This window comes from Bacillus sp. BC08, assembly GCF_054326875.1.
In genome coordinates this window covers 99566-117821 of record NZ_JBTGPA010000019.1, presented here as the reverse complement: position 1 = coordinate 117821, position 18256 = coordinate 99566, and the positions used below count along the sequence as shown (strand labels likewise).

General features: G+C 37.0%; 21 protein-coding genes and 2 other annotated features. Of the genes, 9 read left to right on the top strand and 12 right to left on the bottom strand.

Annotation, left to right across the window (positions count from 1 at the left end; translation table 11 throughout):
- Position 1: 1 nt before the first annotated feature.
- The 6 genes from trpB to trpE are packed head-to-tail and all read right to left on the bottom strand — an operon-like array spanning position 2 to position 5590.
- On the bottom strand, positions 2-1195 hold the full coding sequence (gene trpB / locus ACXVYO_RS04145) for a tryptophan synthase subunit beta (protein WP_458466114.1): 1194 nt from the start codon (positions 1193-1195) through the stop codon (positions 2-4).
- On the bottom strand, positions 1192-1806 hold the full coding sequence (locus ACXVYO_RS04140) for a phosphoribosylanthranilate isomerase (RefSeq protein WP_458466113.1): 615 nt from the start codon (positions 1804-1806) through the stop codon (positions 1192-1194). The genes trpB and ACXVYO_RS04140 overlap by 4 nt, the downstream gene beginning before the upstream one ends.
- A complete protein-coding gene (gene trpC / locus ACXVYO_RS04135; RefSeq protein ID WP_458466112.1) occupies positions 1803-2564 on the bottom strand; it encodes an indole-3-glycerol phosphate synthase TrpC in 762 nt (253 codons plus the stop codon). Before trpC ends, ACXVYO_RS04140 begins: the two co-directional genes overlap by 4 nt.
- A gap of 1 nt (position 2565) precedes the next feature.
- A complete protein-coding gene (gene trpD, locus ACXVYO_RS04130; RefSeq protein WP_458466111.1) occupies positions 2566-3591 on the bottom strand; it encodes an anthranilate phosphoribosyltransferase in 1026 nt (341 codons plus the stop codon).
- Positions 3588-4175, bottom strand: coding sequence for an aminodeoxychorismate/anthranilate synthase component II (locus ACXVYO_RS04125; RefSeq protein ID WP_000636338.1), 588 nt, complete (start codon positions 4173-4175; stop codon positions 3588-3590). The genes trpD and ACXVYO_RS04125 overlap by 4 nt, the downstream gene beginning before the upstream one ends.
- Positions 4172-5590 (bottom strand): anthranilate synthase component I, encoded by a 1419-nt coding sequence (gene trpE, locus ACXVYO_RS04120; protein ID WP_458466110.1) that lies wholly within the window; start codon positions 5588-5590, stop codon positions 4172-4174. The genes ACXVYO_RS04125 and trpE overlap by 4 nt, the downstream gene beginning before the upstream one ends.
- 52 nt (positions 5591-5642) lie before the next feature.
- Positions 5643-5887 (bottom strand) — a binding site (T-box leader).
- A gap of 42 nt (positions 5888-5929) precedes the next feature.
- Positions 5930-6167, bottom strand: a binding site (T-box leader).
- 307 nt (positions 6168-6474) lie between these two features.
- On the opposite strand from trpE, the gene putP reads away from it, so the two are divergent.
- Together putP and ACXVYO_RS04110 are read left to right on the top strand one after the other, a co-directional pair.
- Positions 6475-7953 (top strand): sodium/proline symporter PutP, encoded by a 1479-nt coding sequence (gene putP, locus ACXVYO_RS04115; RefSeq protein ID WP_458466109.1) that lies wholly within the window; start codon positions 6475-6477, stop codon positions 7951-7953.
- Between the two features lie 164 nt (positions 7954-8117).
- Positions 8118-8516 carry an Ig-like domain-containing protein gene (locus ACXVYO_RS04110; protein ID WP_088029000.1) on the top strand — a complete coding sequence of 133 codons (399 nt, stop codon included), beginning with the start codon at positions 8118-8120 and terminating at the stop codon, positions 8514-8516.
- Positions 8517-8540: 24 nt separating this feature from the next.
- Here the strand turns inward: ACXVYO_RS04110 and ACXVYO_RS04105 are convergent, their stop codons facing one another.
- On the bottom strand, positions 8541-8936 hold the full coding sequence (locus ACXVYO_RS04105) for a PH domain-containing protein (protein ID WP_458466108.1): 396 nt from the start codon (positions 8934-8936) through the stop codon (positions 8541-8543).
- Positions 8937-9013: 77 nt separating this feature from the next.
- Positions 9014-9925: a DMT family transporter gene (locus ACXVYO_RS04100; protein ID WP_046957040.1), complete on the bottom strand. Its 912-nt coding sequence runs from the start codon at positions 9923-9925 to the stop codon at positions 9014-9016.
- A 204-nt stretch (positions 9926-10129) separates the two neighbouring features.
- Between ACXVYO_RS04100 and ACXVYO_RS04095 the strand changes: the two genes are divergently transcribed.
- The 6 genes from ACXVYO_RS04095 to exsF all read left to right on the top strand — a co-directional run bounded on the left by ACXVYO_RS04095 (position 10130) and on the right by exsF (position 15356).
- Positions 10130-10861: an alpha/beta hydrolase gene (locus ACXVYO_RS04095; protein ID WP_001076844.1), complete on the top strand. Its 732-nt coding sequence runs from the start codon at positions 10130-10132 to the stop codon at positions 10859-10861.
- A gap of 92 nt (positions 10862-10953) precedes the next feature.
- The gene (locus ACXVYO_RS04090) at positions 10954-11472 is read left to right on the top strand and encodes a YjcG family protein (RefSeq protein WP_073517522.1); all 519 of its coding nucleotides are present in this window, start codon (positions 10954-10956) and stop codon (positions 11470-11472) included.
- A gap of 1 nt (position 11473) precedes the next feature.
- Positions 11474-11896 carry a GNAT family N-acetyltransferase gene (locus ACXVYO_RS04085; RefSeq protein WP_073517523.1) on the top strand — a complete coding sequence of 141 codons (423 nt, stop codon included), beginning with the start codon at positions 11474-11476 and terminating at the stop codon, positions 11894-11896.
- A 99-nt stretch (positions 11897-11995) separates the two neighbouring features.
- The gene (locus tag ACXVYO_RS04080; protein WP_097845356.1) at positions 11996-14062 is read left to right on the top strand and encodes an ATP-dependent helicase; all 2067 of its coding nucleotides are present in this window, start codon (positions 11996-11998) and stop codon (positions 14060-14062) included.
- A gap of 143 nt (positions 14063-14205) precedes the next feature.
- Complete coding sequence (gene cotY / locus ACXVYO_RS04075) at positions 14206-14685, top strand: spore coat protein CotY (protein WP_458466107.1); 480 nt, start codon at positions 14206-14208, stop codon at positions 14683-14685.
- 167 nt (positions 14686-14852) lie between these two features.
- A complete protein-coding gene (gene exsF / locus ACXVYO_RS04070) occupies positions 14853-15356 on the top strand; it encodes an exosporium protein ExsF (protein ID WP_098667940.1) in 504 nt (167 codons plus the stop codon).
- Positions 15357-15433: 77 nt separating this feature from the next.
- On the opposite strand, the gene ACXVYO_RS04065 is transcribed toward exsF, so the two are convergent.
- Positions 15434-15619 carry a cytochrome C oxidase subunit III gene (locus ACXVYO_RS04065; RefSeq protein WP_458466106.1) on the bottom strand — a complete coding sequence of 62 codons (186 nt, stop codon included), beginning with the start codon at positions 15617-15619 and terminating at the stop codon, positions 15434-15436.
- A 101-nt stretch (positions 15620-15720) separates the two neighbouring features.
- A complete protein-coding gene (locus ACXVYO_RS04060) occupies positions 15721-16080 on the bottom strand; it encodes a DUF1360 domain-containing protein (protein WP_458466105.1) in 360 nt (119 codons plus the stop codon).
- Between the two features lie 125 nt (positions 16081-16205).
- Here ACXVYO_RS04060 and exsY point away from each other — a divergent pair, with 125 nt between their 5' ends.
- Positions 16206-16664, top strand: coding sequence for an exosporium assembly protein ExsY (gene exsY, locus ACXVYO_RS04055; RefSeq protein ID WP_001277728.1), 459 nt, complete (start codon positions 16206-16208; stop codon positions 16662-16664).
- 61 nt (positions 16665-16725) lie between these two features.
- Here the strand turns inward: exsY and ACXVYO_RS04050 are convergent, their stop codons facing one another.
- Together ACXVYO_RS04050 and fabI are read right to left on the bottom strand one after the other, a co-directional pair.
- On the bottom strand, positions 16726-17262 hold the full coding sequence (locus tag ACXVYO_RS04050; RefSeq protein ID WP_458466104.1) for a spore coat CotO family protein: 537 nt from the start codon (positions 17260-17262) through the stop codon (positions 16726-16728).
- A gap of 140 nt (positions 17263-17402) precedes the next feature.
- Positions 17403-18173, bottom strand: coding sequence for an enoyl-ACP reductase FabI (gene fabI / locus ACXVYO_RS04045; RefSeq protein WP_000421885.1), 771 nt, complete (start codon positions 18171-18173; stop codon positions 17403-17405).
- Between the last annotated feature and the right edge of the window lie 83 nt (positions 18174-18256).

The window sequence follows — 18256 nt, the reverse complement described above, 5'->3', positions numbered from 1 at the left end:
TTTACACCTCTTCCATATAACGTTTTATACTCTCTACATCTTTATCGCCGCGGCCAGATAAGCAAATGACAAGTCCTTCGTCTTTCTTCATTTGCGGCGCTAATTTTAACGCATATGCGACAGCATGCGAGCTTTCTAATGCCGGGATAATCCCTTCTTTTTTCGTTAATAATTGAAACGCTTCTAACGCCTCATCATCTGTAATGGAATGATAAGAAACGCGGCCAATATCTTTTAGCAAGCTATGTTCTGGCCCAACACCTGGATAATCAAGCCCTGCTGAAATAGAATGCGCTTCTTGAATTTGTCCTTCTTCATTTTGCAGAAGGTACATCATCGATCCGTGTAAAACACCAACGCTTCCTTTCGTTAAAGTCGCTGCGTGCTGTTCTGTATGAACGCCTTTCCCTGCTGCTTCTACGCCGTAAAGAGCGACTTCTTCATCGTGTACGAACGGATAAAACATTCCCATCGCATTACTACCACCGCCAATACAAGCAACGACTGCTTCCGGTAACTTTCCTTCTAACGCCTCATATTGTTTTTTCGTTTCTTTCCCAATTACACTTTGGAAATCACGAACAATTTGCGGGAATGGATGCGGTCCGAGAACAGATCCCATAATGTAGTGCGTATCGTGCACGTGTGAAACCCAGTAACGAAGTGCCTCGTTCACCGCATCTTTTAATGTGCCGCTACCTGCCGCTACACTTTCTACTTTCGCTCCGAGTAACTCCATTCGGAACACATTTAATTTTTGACGTCTCACATCTTCTTTTCCCATAAAGATGACGCATTCTAATCCGAGTAGGGCACATACAGTAGCGGTTGCCACTCCGTGTTGTCCTGCTCCTGTTTCAGCGACAACTTTTTTCTTGCCCATTCGTACTGCAAGAAGTGCCTGACCAATTGTATTGTTAATTTTATGAGCTCCTGTATGGTTCAAATCTTCACGTTTTAAATAAATCTTTGCACCGCCGCAATACTTCGTCATATTTTTAGCGAAATAAAGTGGTGTTTCTCTTCCGACATACGTTTTTAAATAATGATTTAATTCCTTTTGAAACGCTTCATCTTGCATCGCTTCTTTATATTCTTCTTCTACCTCTAATACAGATTGCATTAACGTTTCTGGAACGTATCGTCCCCCGTATATACCGTAGTGACCTTTTTCATCTGGATATGCGTAGTTCATTTGGAACACTCCTTCGCTTTTATAATAAATTGTTTTATTTTCTTTAAATCTTTCTTTCCTTCTGTCTCCACTCCACTACTTACATCGACCATGTATGGCTGAATAGTTCGAATCGCTTCTTCTATATTAAGAGCGTTTAATCCACCAGCTAATATCGTTTTCTCTCGCAATTCTTTTGGCATATGCGTGAGTAACTCCCATGAAAATGTCTTTCCATTTCCTCCGTGAAACTTTTCTTTCGGGCTATCAAACAATATATAATCCGTTTCATATGTTTGAGCGTTTTTCATATCATCCTCTGAAACTACTCCAAGCGCTTTTATAGACGGAATATTCAATCTTCTGATTTGATGATTATCTTCATCCCCATGTAGTTGCACATGCGTTAACCCGCATTCATCTGCAACTTTCTGGATTTCTTCTACTGATTCATTTACGAAAACACCGACCTTTAATACGTTTGCTGGAAGCTCCTGAATAATTTCTTTCGCTAGCCTTGGAGTGATTTTTCGCTTACTTTCTGCAAAAACAAATCCGAGTGCATCTGCTCCGTATTCGCAAGCACGTTTTGCCGTTTCAACATCAGTGATGCCGCAAATTTTCACTTTCATATGTTCACCTTACAGTCTTCGAAAAAGGTACTTATAGAAGATGATGTCATAAGTGCTTCTCCAACTAATACACCTTTTGCTCCAGCTCGTTTGACGCGAATAATATCTTCTTTTGAATGAATCCCGCTTTCACTAATCCAAAGTAAATTTTCCTCGTTTAATCGTCTTCCAAGCTGTTCTGTTTGGCTTAAATCGACTTCGAATGTTTTTAAATTACGGTTGTTAATACCGATAACGTGCGGATTTAATTGGATCGCAATTTCTAATTCCTGTTCATCATGAACTTCAACAATTGCTTCTAATCCTTTTTCTAGTACGTAGCTATACAGTTCTTTTAACTTCTCTTTCGTTAACGCCGCTACGATTAGTAAAATAATATCTGCGCCAGCTTCATACGCTCTATCAATTTGAATCTTATCGATTATGAAATCTTTGCATAAAAGCGGAATGTTACTTTCTGCTCTTGCCGTTTGTAAATCATGAAACGACCCTTTAAAAAATTGACCGTCTGTTAAAACAGAAACTGCTCCTGCACCGCATTCTTCATATGTTTTTACTTGTTTTCGTACATCAACGTGTAAATTGATATCTCCTTTTGATGGTGATGCTCGCTTTACTTCTGCAATGACAGTAAACTGCTGTAATGCTTCTACAAGTGAATGTGTCTTTCTACTTTCTTTTAATGGTGTATATGTTTCATATAATGTCGCAACTTCCTTTTTCTTTTGGTCTACAATTTTGTCTAAAATCGTCCCCACTTTAATTCACCCTTTCTAATTTTTCATGACTTGCTGCAATTAATAAGTTTAGTTTGGCTAATGCTTTTCCAGAGTCAATACTATGTGCCGCTAGTATAATTCCTTCTTCAATCGTTTCTGCTTTTCCATTTGCGAAAAGAGCTAGACCTGCATTTAATAAAACAGTATCGCGGTAAACACTCTTTTCTCCGCTTAATACTCCGAGCGTAATCTTTGCATTTTCTTTCGAATCTCCACCTCTAATCTCTTCGTTTTTCACTACTGAGAAACCATATTTCTCAGGTTCAATACTCGTTTCTACTATTTCATTATCTTTTAAAATGACAACACGATTTTCTCCTTGCAATGATGCTTCATCTAAAAAACCACTTCCGTTTACGACAAGCGCTTGTTTTCTGCCTAATTTCTGCAATACTTGCGCAACTGGTAGCAACATATCTCGTTTATAAATGCCGACAAATTGTGTTTCTAAATTCACTGGATTTGTTAAAGGACCAATTAAGTTAAAGATCGTTGGCACATTTAATTCTTTTCTTATTTTCATAATGCGCCTTAATGCTGGATGCATCGCTGGTGCAAATAAAAATGCAATGCCGACATGCTCTAATAAATAATCAATTTCGTTTGGCGTACTGCTAATATTTACACCGAGTTCTTCTAATAAATCTGCACTTCCTGTTTTACTAGAAACAGCTCGGTTACCGTGTTTTGCAACCTTTACACCAGCTCCTGCCAGTACAAATGCCGATGTTGTACTAATATTAAACGTTTGGGCACCGTCACCACCTGTCCCGCAATTGTCCATTGCTCCTTGTATATGGTTCGAAAACGGTAATGCCTTTTCACGAAGAGCTCGAACGAGGCCGTATATTTCTTCTGCCGTTTCACCTTTCGCTTTCAGTAAGACTAAGAAGGCTGCAATTTCACTTTCCAATATGTTTTCATTTAATAAAAGAAGCCCGGCTCTATACATTTCCTCTTCTGTTAAATGTTGTCCCTCCACTAATTTACGAAGATAGTTATTCATACTCTTTCCTCCTCCTTCACTTCGCCTAAAAAAGCACGTATTAACTTTCCGCCTTCTTCTGTTGCGATTGATTCCGGATGAAACTGTAATCCGAATAGCGGATAATAATTGTGACGAACTGCCATAATTTCTCCATCGTCCATCGCAGTCGCTAGTATGTCAAAACACTCTGGCAAACTCGTTTGCGCTGCAACAAGGGAATGGTAGCGCATCGCCGTTAATGGCTGGGTAACGTATGAAAAAATTGACGTTCCGTTATGTTTCACACGGGATGTTTTTCCGTGTTTAATACGTTCTGCTCTTACAATGTCTCCTCCAAATGCTGATATAATCGCCTGATGGCCAAGACAAATACCTAATATGGGAACGTTCTTATAAAAATGACGAATCACTTCGATACAAATACCAGCATCCTCTGGTTTTCCTGGTCCTGGTGAAAGCACAATTCCTGTTGGATTCATCCCTTCTAACTGTTCTATCGTTATTTGATCATTCCTTACGACAACAATATCTTCTTCGTATTCACCTAATAATTGATACAAGTTATATGTGAATGAATCATAATTATCAATCAGTACAATCATTTCATTACCTCCAATAGTGCTCTCGCTTTATTTAACGTTTCTTCATATTCAGCTACTGGGTCTGAATCATAAACAATTCCCGCTCCTGCCTGAACGTATGCTTTTTCATCCTTGACGACCATCGTTCGAATCGCAAGCGCCATATCAAGATTCCCTGAAAAACTAACGTATCCAACTGCACCCGCGTATACATTTCTTTTTTCATTCTCTAGCTCATTTATAATTTCCATTGCTCTAATTTTCGGAGCGCCTGACACTGTTCCTGCTGGCAGGCAATACGCTAATGCATCAAATCCGTTCATTTGTTTTCGCAATGTTCCGTAAACTTCAGATACAATGTGCATAACGTGAGAGTATTTTTCTACTTTCATATATTTATCTATCGTAACTGAGCCAATTTCACTCACTCTACCTATATCATTTCTTCCAAGATCCACAAGCATCATATGCTCCGCTCGTTCTTTCTCATCTTCTAACAATTCTTTTTCAATTTCCGCATCTTCCTGCTTCGTTTTCCCTCTCGGCCTCGTACCAGCAATTGGATTCGTCATCACTTTACCCTCTCTTACCGATAACAAACTTTCTGGCGAAGAACCGAGTACAACATAATCTTGAAAATCGATATAGAACATATATGGTGACGGATTTGCAATTCGAAGTTTTCGATATAAAGCGAATGGATCACCAATACATTCACTTTGCAAACGCTGGGATAATACGACTTGGAATATGTCCCCGGCCCGAGTGTATTCTTTCGCCGTTTCTACCATCGCACAAAATTCTTTTTCTGTTATAGAAGAAGTGAATGATAATGTTGATTTTATTTCAGTTACTTCCACTTCTTCTCCCCTCAGCACTTCCTCTTTGTATACTTGCAATCTTTCATATACTTCTTCATAAGAAGCTGCATCTTCTTCCCTGCATACATATACAAAAGATAATTTTTGGCGTAAGTGGTCATACACGATAAACTCACGGTACAGTAAAAGGTGTACTTCTGGAATATTTAATGGATCGTGTAAATCTACGCCAATGTTTTCATATTGCCGGATGACGTCATAGCCAATATAACCAACTGCTCCTCCGCAAAACGGGAATGGACTGTCTACTTGAGCTGACGCGATTTCTTCCTCTAACACTTGTAGTACGTTACCTTGCAGCTTTTCTGTTTGGCCGTAAATCGTTCGTTCCACTTCCGTACCAACGCTTTTCACTTCGCCATATGGATTACATCCTAAGTAAGAATAGCGTCCTTTATCTTGATGAAGCTGTGAGCTTTCTAATAAAAACTTTTTCTTTCCCTTCATACGTCTATATAAAGAAATTGGCGTAATGCTATCTCCTTCTTCTTCGGTAATTACTAAAAATGTTTTTTCTTCTCTTTTTCGTTTCATAAATTCTTCTTTCGTCATCATGTCCTTCACCTCACCCTGAAAAATAAAAAAGTCCTCTACATATCGAAAATATGTAGAGGACGATAAATTTACCGTGGTACCACCTCATGTTGGACGCAAAAGCATCCCGCTTTGTTCAGGTACAAAATATATACCTTATCCTTGTAACGGCGGAACCCGGGTTGCCTACTGAAAATAATTGTTCAGCATACCTCTCGTAAGCCCATTCCGTATATGGCACCGCACCGGGCTCCCACCTATCCCCGGCTCTCTGTAACGTCTCCAATATACGTACTCTTCTTACTTCAACGATTTCATTTATTTAATTTTTTGTACACAAAAAGGGAGTACTCATCCTATAGAAAGGACGGGTACTCCCGTGGTGCCACCTTAATTCGTTACGAATGTAACGCACTTTACCGTATCAAAAATAATACGTGTCTCTTGTATCGATGAGATCATGTCGCCAAAGCCTACTTCTTTCGTTTCGGTTTGGAAGCTCCGAAGCCCATTCCACATCAATCCCATACTGATTCGCACCAACCATCAGCTCTCTGACATGTTCATCATGTGTACTCTTCTTCATCAACGCTTGCATTTTTTTTAAGTTGCACTCATTATAGACCTAACTTTTTTCATAAGTCAATACTTTTAAAAAAATTTTATTTTTCTCTCCTTTCAATATTATATTGACAAAACAACCTCTTTTTATGTAAATATAATAAATACTCTATTAAAAATAAGGTTTTTTGCATGAATATTATATATTAAAAAAGTAAAACGATGTCAAAAAACGCTTACATTTCTGAAAATTCGTATTTCTGTATGGATTTTTCAGAATAATCATGATAGATTATAAATATGCATAACGCATCAAAAGACATGACAAAAGGAAGGGGAACTACATGAGTACGCAGATGTTAACTTTAACTTCTATCTCTATTTACATGCTCGGGATGTTAGTAATTGGCTATTTCGCCTATAAACGAACGTCCAACTTAACAGATTATATGCTTGGCGGGCGTACACTAGGCCCCGCAGTAACAGCATTAAGTGCTGGAGCAGCTGATATGAGTGGTTGGCTTTTAATGGGCTTACCCGGTGCAATGTTTAGCGTTGGATTAAGTAGTAGTTGGATTGCGATCGGCCTAACATTAGGCGCATACGCAAACTGGATCTATGTCGCTCCTCGCTTACGTACCTACTCTGAAATTGCAAACAACTCTATTACTATCCCAGAATTTTTGGAACATCGTTTCCACGACAAATCCCATATGCTACGCCTAGTATCTGGACTTGTTATTATGATATTTTTCACGTTTTATGTAGCTTCAGGATTTGTCTCTGGCGCTGTATTATTTGAAAATTCATTTGGACTCAATTACCATGTTGGTCTTCTTATCGTTGGTGGAGTTGTCGTAGCTTACACATTATTTGGTGGATTTTTAGCTGTAAGTTGGACAGACTTCGTGCAAGGAATCATTATGGTAGTCGCTCTTATTCTTGTTCCAGTCGTAACAATTATGCACGTAAATGGACTGGGTCCAGCATTTGAAACAATTAGATCTATCGATCCGGCCTTATTAGATATTTTTAAAGGTACTTCTGTATTAGGAATTATTTCATTATTCGCATGGGGCCTTGGTTATGTTGGACAACCACATATTATCGTACGCTTTATGGCGATTTCTTCTGTAAAAGAAATTAAAAGCGCACGACGTATTGGTATGAGCTGGATGATTTTCTCTGTTGTCGGAGCTATGTTTACTGGCCTTATCGGTATTGCATACTATTCAAAAGCAGGTTTAAAACTTTCTGATCCAGAAACGATTTTCGTTGAACTTGGCACTATTTTATTCCATCCACTTATTACTGGATTTTTATTAGCAGCTATTTTAGCAGCGGTTATGAGTACAATTTCATCTCAGTTACTCGTTACTTCTAGTGCTATAACAGAAGATTTATATCGTACCTTCTTTAAACGTTCTGCTTCTGATAAAGAACTTGTATTTGTCGGTCGTATGGCTGTACTTGTTATCGCATTAGTTGGGGGCGCATTAGCATTTAAACAAAATGATACGATTTTAGCTCTTGTTGGATACGCTTGGGCTGGGTTCGGTTCTTCATTCGGACCTGCTATTTTATTAAGCTTATATTGGAAACGTATGACGAAATGGGGCGCGCTTGCTGGTATGATTTCTGGTGCCGCTACTGTTATTATATGGACTCAATTCAAATTCTTAAAAGAATTCTTATATGAAATGATTCCAGGTTTCACTATTAGTTTACTAGTAATCGTAATTGTTAGTTTACTAACGCAGCCTTCAAAAAAAGTTGAAGAGCAATTTGAGAATTTTGAAAAACAACATAACCATAATCTATAAAGGAAAAGCTCTGCTGTTACGATAACAGCAGAGCTTTTCTTTTTATCAAGTTTCGACAATCTTCTGCTCGAATTTAACAAATTCTTTATGTTGCGTTAAATTAAACATAACACTACTCCTTTATAGTAGTACTATCAGCACTTATACAGAAAGGGGACTCCAACATGTTAGCAGCTTTCCAGCAACAACAAACACGAAAATTTTCACCTATCACAAATACTTCTGCGTCTTGTTTGAACATACAACCTAATCCACCCAAAATTACAATTGCTCCTTCTGTTATTTCAGTCATTGGTGTTCATATGGAAAAAAATAAGTTAAAAGTAAGAACTGGACAAAGCACTGAGTTATCAGCTTCTGTTTTGCCAGTGCAAGCAACGAATACAGAACTTATTTGGACAAATATGAATGCTGATGTTATCACAATGTATCCAAAAGGTGATACGGTAACGATTACTGGAAAAAGTGCCGGAAGAGCAGTCGTAATTGTCACAACTGCTGAAGGAAAGTTCCGTGACCTATGCATGATTCATGTACAACCTTATATGACAAATCCAAAGTAAAAGAGTGGCTTCGTAGCCACTCTTTTACTTTGTTTCAATATGTGAATTTTTACTTGTAACGAGATTGATGGATTGCTCTTTATCTTTAGGAGAAATAATTTCTGTTTGATGTGATCCATAAATAATTTCAAGTCGATCAAATGATAAGGCATGAGCTGCTACTGGATTTTTCGTATTTGAAATTTGTTTTATATCTCGTATAAATATGCGCTTTTTAACGAAACCAGATTTAATAGTAATTGTTTCTTCTCCGACGATATATTTTGTCGAAAACCAACTCCAAATAAATAATATCGCTAATGGAATTGTAAAAAATAAAAGAAAATACTCTCTCCCTGCAAACAAGGGAGCAAAACACGCTCCAATGACAACGAAAAAAATCGGATATAACCATATATCTTTTTTTGATGGAAATTCCATTAAACTTCCCCCTTCCACACCCGTATTTCTATAAAACAAAAAGAGAAGTATCACAACTTCTCTTTTCTCCTCTAATATTATAATTCCTGTGTATACGCCGGCTCGTTTACTACATTTTTTGCTGTTCGTTTTTGTTGCTGTAGTAAGAAAACAGATACACCAAACAATACGAGCATGCTACCGATAATTTGCATTACATTTAGTCTTTCACCGAGTAAGAAGAAGGCTAGTATAGATGCTCCAACGGGTTCTCCTAAAATACTCATTGAAATTGTTGTTGCATTTACGTAGTTTAATAACCAATTATTAATGACGTGTGACACTGTCGGGACAACCGCAAGTAAAAGAAAAACGGTCCAATCCCACTTCGTATAACCTGTAAAAGGCACTTGCAACACTATATTATAAATCCCCATAAAAATACCTGCGAATGCAAAAACTGTAAAGCTGTAAATCCAGTGTGATACTTTCTTTACTGTCGTTTGCCCGATAAATAAATAACCGACAACCGCAATTACACTTAAAAAGGATAATATATCTCCATAAATGGCTTGTTCACTTAGCCCTAAATCTCCCCACCCAATACACATTACGCCTAATATCGCAATTCCCATTGTCGCAATGGCTGAGTATGTAGTTCTTTCTTTAAATAAGAAAAAACCTCCAACTAAAGATACGATTGGTTGAAGCGCTAAAATAATTGTCGAACTAGCAACTGTCGTATGCTTTAAAGATTCAAACCATAAAAGAAAATGAAGTGCTAAAAAGAAACCAGATCCAATTAAAAATCCCCAATCTTTTATTTGAATCTTACTAAACTCTTCCCTCTTTTTCCAAACGATAGGCAGCATAATAAGTACGATAATCCATAATCGATACATACTTAATATGGAAGATGGTGCTGAGGACATCTTTACAAAAACTGCTGCGAATGAAATGGCTATAATGGAAATGGCTAATGGTAGTGCGATTGATCTTTCTTGTTTCAAATTCCGTCTCCCCTCTCACCTGTCAAAAATCCCACTTCATTATATCCGTTTTCTTTCATAACTTAAATACTAATTTTTTAGATTCTTCGTACCATTATGGTAAAATAGAAATGAAGGCACCTATTAGTGGATATTTCTTTCTTTTTCACTACAAGCGTCGCTCTTACAATCATCACAGTAAATTTTTTATTTAGGGGGATCTACATGAATCAAACAATCGGGAGAATTGAAGAGATTTCATTTTATAGCGCATCACTTCAGGAAGATGTTACACTTCTCGTTTACTTACCAGTAAATTACACACCACTGCACAAACATACAGTTGTAATTGCACAAGATGGTAGAGATTATTTTCAGCTTGGTAAAGCGCACCGTGTAATTGAGCGCCTTCGTGAAACTGAAGAAATTGACCGTACAATTATTGTCGGTATTCCATATAAAAATGTACACGATCGTAAAGAAAAATATTTCCCAAATGAAGTAAAAAACGCTGCTTATATTCGTTTCCTTGCTCATGAACTTGCACCATATATCGATGAAAATTATCCAACGTACCAAATGGGAAAAGGTCGTGTGTTAATTGGTGATTCTCTTGGCGGAACAGTTTCCTTCATGACTGCACTTATGTATCCGCATACATTCGGTAAAGTCGTTATGCAATCACCATTTGTGGATGAAACAGTGATGAACTTAGCAAAAGACTTCAAAAATCCGGAGGCGCTAGACCTTTATCACGTCATTGGGACAGAAGAAACAGCTGTAAAGCGTACGGATGGACAAGTATCCGATTTCGTAGGGCCGAACCGTGAGCTCAATACGCTTCTGACAGATAGAAATTTCATCACGCATTACGAGGAGTTTGAAGGTAACCATACGTGGAAATATTGGCAAACTGATTTACCAAAAGCTTTCTCTCATATTCTATCAATGAAATAATAGGGAGCAGTATTCAGAATAATTTGATATAATAGATTAAGAGAGTTATTTTCTCAAAATCTAACTAGACTTACAAAGGGAGGAATTGGAACATGAAATTAGGCATTGTAATTTTTCCATCTAAAATGATTCAAGATAAAGCGAACGGATTGCGTAAACGTTATGATCCGCACTACGCATTAGTTCCGCCACACATTACATTGAAAACACCCTTTGAGACGCAAGATGAACAATTAGAATCGATTGTAAACGAGTTACATACAATCGCAAGTAAAACGAACCCTTTCACCCTTCATGTCGGAAAAGTTGGTTCATTCGCACCTGTTAATAATGTTCTTTATTTTAAAGTAGAAAAAACACCTGAACTTACTTTCTTAAATGAAGAAATGCATAGTGAATTCTTTACACAAGAACGCGAATATGCTTTCGTACCTCATTTAACAATCGGACAAGGCTTATCAGATGCAGAGCATGCTGATGTATTAGGTCGATTACGTATGAAAGATTTCTATTATGAACAACCAATTGATCGCTTCCATCTTCTATATCAATTAGAAAATGGAACATGGACTGTACACGAAACATTCCACCTTGGAAAGGGGCACAACTAATTTGCACGCACAGATCGTACAAACGGACGAACAACTAAGAGACGCATTCTCTGTACGTAAGCAAGTATTTGTGAATGAACAACAAGTTTCTGCTGAAGAAGAGTATGATGAATTTGAAGAAACTTCAACACACGTTGTTATATATGATAATGATGTTCCAGTTGGTGCTGGTCGTTTTCGCATACTGGATGGAATAGGAAAAATGGAACGCATTTGCGTACTAGCTTCCCATCGGAAAAAAGGAATCGGAAAAATCGTTATGGATGCACTTGAAGCGTATGCAAAGGAAAACTCGCTACCAAAATTAAAGCTGCATGCCCAAACACATGCTGAAGATTTCTATAAGAAACTTGGATATGTAACGAATTCTAATGTATTCATGGAAGCAAATATTCCTCACATCGTTATGATAAAAGAATTGTAATTTGAAAACAGGAGGTATCCCCTCCTGTTTTTTACATTGCTATTTTCTTTTTCTTCCGCTAAAGTTAAATGTTGATGCTATAGTTTTGAAGGTGAATATATGACACAAGAAAAATTTTCACAAAAATCATTAACGCACGCTGATATTCCGCGTGCAACATACCATATTCCGAAAACATCTACCCATTTAATTATGGAAGAAGATGCGGATGCAGCGTATTTCCGCGCTCTCGAGCAACAAAATGTATTTTTAAATGAAAAACAATTAGAAGCCGTGCGAACGACAGAAGGCCCTGTCCTTACATTAGCTGGTGCTGGAAGCGGGAAAACGTCTGTTTTAACAACTCGCGTAGGTTATTTAGTAAATGTAAAACAAGTTCATCCGCGCAATATTTTATTACTTACATTTACACAAAAAGCAGCTGAAGAAATCCGAAACCGTGTAGCAAATTTACCAGGTATGAATCGTGCAGCAAGTAGCTACGTTGTTGCTGGTACGTTCCACTCTGTCTTTTTAAAATTGCTTCGTAGTCAAGGATATAATCAGCAAATTTTAGCAAATGAAAAACATAAACAAATTATGATAAAGAAAATTTTAAAAGAGTTACGCTTAAAAGACGATTATGATGCTGAAACGATGCTCGCTATGATTTCACTTGAGAAAAACAAATTGAATCGTCCGAAAGATGTAAAAGCAAAAACACCCGTTGAACAAGAGTTTAAAGAAGTATACGAGCGTTTTGAAGAAGTGAAACAACGATATAATTATATTGATTTCGATGACATCCTATTAGAAACATATTATATGTTAGAAAATAACGCTCCTTTGCTTACCCAATTACAACAACGTTTCCACTATATTGAAGTAGATGAGTTCCAAGATACATCGTATGCACAATATGAAATCGTAAAATTGTTAGCCACGCCAAGAAATAATTTATTTATCGCAGGTGATGATGACCAAGCGATATACGGCTGGCGAGGAGCAAGTCACCAAATTATTTTATCTTTTCCAAAAGAATTTGATAACACTACGATTATCGCACTGAATACGAATTATCGATCCAATCCTTTTATCGTCGGGCTTGGAAATGAAGTTATCAAACTAAATCAAGAACGTTTTGATAAAGAGCTATATTCTGTGCGCGAAGAAGGTGTACAACCTTTTTACGCAAGACCTGCTACAACTCTTGATGAAGCAAATCAAATTTTGCAGCTCATTCAAGAAAAAGTAGATAGCGGCGAACGTAACTTTAAAGATTTTTGTTTATTGTATCGCACACATTCTGTAAGCCGTTCGTTACTTGATCAGCTTACCATTCACAAAATCCCGTTTATTAAGCACGGGGCGAGTCAATCATTTTATGAACATTCTTTAATTAAGCCTGTATTAGATCATTTAAGGCTGGTGATTGAACCGTTTCGACTAGAATCACTTTCAAATATATTACCAACGATGTATATTGGGCGTGATGATTGTATTTCATTTATTGAACGTGAACAATGGAAATATGGTGAGGGCCGCTTCCCTTCTCTTCTTCATTTCTTATTATTAAATCCGAGCTTAAAACCTTTTCAAGTGAAAAAGGTAAATGAGCGTATCGATTTTATTAAATTTATAAAAGAATTAGAACCGAAAAAAGCATTAAAAGAAATTATTCATGGTAAAGGAAAGTATTTAGAGTACTTACAAAGTAATGATCGCTCTTCCTTTACGATGCATAAAGATATACAAGAAGAAATGTTAGAAGAATTAATGGAGTCTGCAACTCGTTTCACCGACATTCCAGCATATTTACAATTTATTGATGAAGCAATTCAAGGCCAAAAAGAAATGGAAGCATTAAAAACAATGCCTGAAAAAAATGCTGTTTCGCTTATGTCTATTCATAACGCAAAAGGTCTTGAATTTCCATGCGTCTTTTTACTTGGAGCAAGCGATGGTATTCTTCCCCATACTTCTTCTTTAAAAGATGCAAATGATCGTGTTACAGAGACTTCTGAAGCTTTAGAAGAAGAACGTCGACTACTTTATGTCGCCATTACACGTGCGAAAGAAGAACTTTATATTTCCTCTCCGCAATTTTTTAGAGGAAAAAAATTAGATATCTCTCGTTTTTTATATACTGCGCGAAAAAATTTACCTGAAAAGACATCCACTAAATAAGGATGTCTTTTTTTCATATTGCATTATGTACATCCCTACTATATAAATTCCTTGTTTTTATCATACGAATTAACGTAATATCAACCATATCCCGTTCATATTGTAATAGTGTATGTCAGAACTCACGATAAGGAGTGAACATAATGAGCTGCAATTGTAACGAAGACCATCATCATCATCATCATCACGATTGTGATTTCAACTGTGTATCAAATGTCGTTCGTTTTATACATGAATTACAAGAATGTGCAACCACAACCTGTGGATCTGGTTGCGAAGTTCCATTTTTAGGAGCACATAATAGTGCATCTGTAGCAAATACACGCCCGTTTATTTTATACACAAAAAGTGGAGAACCTTTTGAAGCATTTGCACCAACTGCAAGCCTTTCTAGCTGCCGATCTCCAATTTTCCGTGTCGAGAGCATAGATGATGATGATTGCGCTGTATTGCGTGTATTAACTGTAGTATTAGGTGATACTTCTCCTGTACCACCTGATAATGATCCAATTTGTACGTTTTTAGCTGTACCAAATGCAAGATTAATATCGACCAATACTTGTCTTACTGTTGATTTAAGTTGCTTCTGCGCGATTCAATGCTTACGTGATGTTACGATTTAAAACTAAATAATGAGTTAAGCATGGATTGGGTGGCAGAATTTTCTGCCACCCAATCCATGCTTAAAAGGTATTATTATGTATTTTTTATAAAATTGGGAACTTGTCTAGAACATAGAACCTGTCCTTTTCATTAACTGAAAGTAGAAACAGATAAAGGAGTGAAAAACATGTTCTCTTCTGATTGCGAATTTACTAAAATCGATTGTGAGGCGAAACCAGCTAGTACACTACCTGCCTTCGGTTTTGCTTTCAACGCTTCTGCCCCTCAGTTCGCTTCATTATTCACACCATTACTATTACCTAGCGTAAGTCCAAACCCAAATATTACTGTTCCTGTAATAAATGATACAGTAAGTGTCGGAGATGGCATTCGAATTCTACGAGCTGGTATTTATCAAATCAGTTATACATTAACAATTAGTCTTGATAACGCACCTGTTGCACCAGAAGCTGGTCGTTTCTTCTTATCATTAGGTACGCCGGCTAACATTATTCCTGGATCAGGTACAGCGGTTCGATCTAACGTTATTGGTACTGGTGAAGTAGATGTATCCAGTGGTGTTATTCTGATTAACTTAAATCCTGGCGACTTAATTCAAATTGTACCAGTTGAGTTAATTGGAACTGTAGACGTCCGTGCTGCAGCATTAACAGTTGCACAAATTAGCTAGTAAAAAGCGGTATTTCTTCACTAGAAATACCGCTTTTTATATGTATAATAAAAAACACTCACAGTACTATGAGTGTTTCATTCTTCATAATGTTTTATTGTATTCTTCTTTTTCCCACAATTACATCCTTTTTTCTTTACAAATCCTTGTTGTTGTAACTGTTCTTGATATGCCTGTTGTTGTGCTTGGTGCTGTTGCTGCATGTAATACCATTGCTGCAGGTCATATGAATTTTGCCTTGGATTATTGCTCACAGCAAACATCTCCTCTACTATCAATTCTGTCTATTTACTATATGAACAACTCTTTATTTCCGTTCCCTCATTCTTTTAAACTCCGCTTTCTCTCATATTATAAAAATATATTATTCTCCCATAAAATATCCTGTAATCGTTTCAATAATTGCTGCTGCACCTGCAATAGCTAATAATGCAAGTAACGGCTCTGCAACGATAGGGATCCAATTATATAAAACTAATAAAAAAGCACTAACCCATACACCTGTACACCAATAACAGCTTAATAATTCGCCAATCCACTTTCTCAATCCTTTACCTTTGACTTTTGTAAAAGTTGATATACTTCCATCCGGCTCTGCAATCTCTAATTCGTCAATAAACGGTCTTCGCAAAAAAGCTGTAATTTTATCATATACAATTAAACGGGTGAGCCTAAAAGCAGCTAAAGCGAAAATAAAAAATAAAAGCCAACTTGTAAACAGCATGATTCCACCTTCCCTTATCTTCTTTCGCCTATTTAAAAAAAAAGCTCTTGAGATTGTGACCAAATCTCCTCGACTCCAATATCTTATTAATGTAAATACAAACAAGAAGATAAGGAGTGACATTAATGAGTTGTAACGAAAATAAACACCATGGCTCTTCTCATTGTGTAGTTGACGTTGTAAAATTCATCAATGAATTACAAGATTGTTCTACAACAACGTGTGGATCTGGTTGTGAAATCCCATTTTTAGGAGCACACAATAGTGCTTCAGTAGCAAATACACGCCCTTTTATTTTATACACAAAAACTGGAGAACCTTTTGAAGCATTTGCACCAACTGCAAGCCTTTCAAGCTGCCGATCTCCAATTTTCCGTGTGGAAAGTGTAGATGATGATAGCTGTGCTGTATTACGTGTATTAACTGTAGTATTAGGTGATACTTCTCCTGTACCACCTGATAATGATCCAATTTGTACGTTTTTAGCTGTACCAAATGCAAGATTAGTATCGACTAACACTTGTCTTACTGTTGATTTAAGCTGCTTCTGTGCGATTCAGTGCTTACGCGACGTTTCTATCTAATAAGTGAAGTAAACTAAAAAACTATTGGGGTGGTAGAAGATTTTCTACCACCTTTACATATTTAAAAGCCGGCCATACTAATTGATTGGATATCATCTATAGACAACCTAATATCTCTCATACTATTTTGCGGCATAATGGATACAATGCCATTACGATACGATATGATTGATCCAATATAAGAAACTGTAGCCGTTTTTATTCTGCACCTTACTTTCGGAATGTAATGAGGGCGATTTAATAAAAAATGAATTTTCTCATCATTATTCATATCCTTAAATGATTTATTATACGGAACAGTTCTCACTGGCTCTTGCTGTTCTTGTACTTGTTCCTCTTCTTCTATTTCTTCTATTTGCTGCTCTTGTTGTTCTTGCTGTTCTATTACCTCTTCCACAGCACTACTTACAGCATTTTCATTTTCATTTTCATTTCTATTACTTTCTTCTCTTCGATCCTCATTTTCAAAGTTTGTTAAGATAATCCTTTTTATTTTTGGTGCAGCAAGTTCCAAACTTACTTGCGCAATATATAACAACGGTTTTCCAACTGTTGAACTTTTATTTTTATTCTTCACACTCGTCCCTCCCACTTCCATACGTAGCTGAATAAATCGTGTACTATTATAGTTATATTCATAACGTGGTAAGAACTTTCGTTAAAATCGTTCTTTCTAAGAACAAATAAAAAGGACAATCTCAACATATAGAGATTGTCCTTTAAAAATTACCATTATATTTATCCTAGGATATGATATCCTGAATCAACGTGAATGTTTTCTCCTGTTACGCCGCGTGCCAAATCACTGAATAAGAATACTGCTGTATCCCCTACTTCTTCTGGAGTTGTTGTACGACGAAGTGGTGCGCGCTCCTCAATTTCTCTTAAGATTGAGTTAAAGTCGCCTACACCTTTTGCAGATAACGTACGAATTGGTCCTGCAGAAATAGCGTTAACGCGAATGCCGTGTTGGCCTAAATCGTTAGCTAAATATTTCACGCTCGCTTCTAATGAAGCTTTCGCAACACCCATAACGTTATAGTTTTTCACAACGCGCTCGCCGCCAAGGTATGTTAACGTTAAAATATTTCCGCCTTCTGTCATTACTTTCTTCGCTTCTCTTGCTACAGCTGTTAAAGAGAATGCACTAATATTTTGTGCAAGTAAAAATCCATCGCGAGAAGTATCTACAAATTCACCTTTTAAATCATCACGATTTGCAAAAGCAATACAGTGTGCAACGCCGTGAATTGTACCAACCTCTTGCTTGATTGTTTCAAAGCAAGCTGTAAGTTCTTCATCATTTGTTACATCACAAGGTAGTACAAGTGATTCTTGACCTTCTAATGTGTCCGCTAATTCACGAACGTTTCTCTCTAAACGTTCTCCTGCATATGTGAATATTAATTTTGCACCTGCATTATGCAAAGAGCGAGCAATTCCCCACGCAATACTTCTTTGGTTCGCAACGCCCATAACAACAAATGTTTTCCCTTGTAATAGTTCCATGATATATCCTCCCAGAATTACTTATACTTGTTATTAGTACCTGATACTATAATTATAGTACCATAAAACCTCTTAAAGGCAAA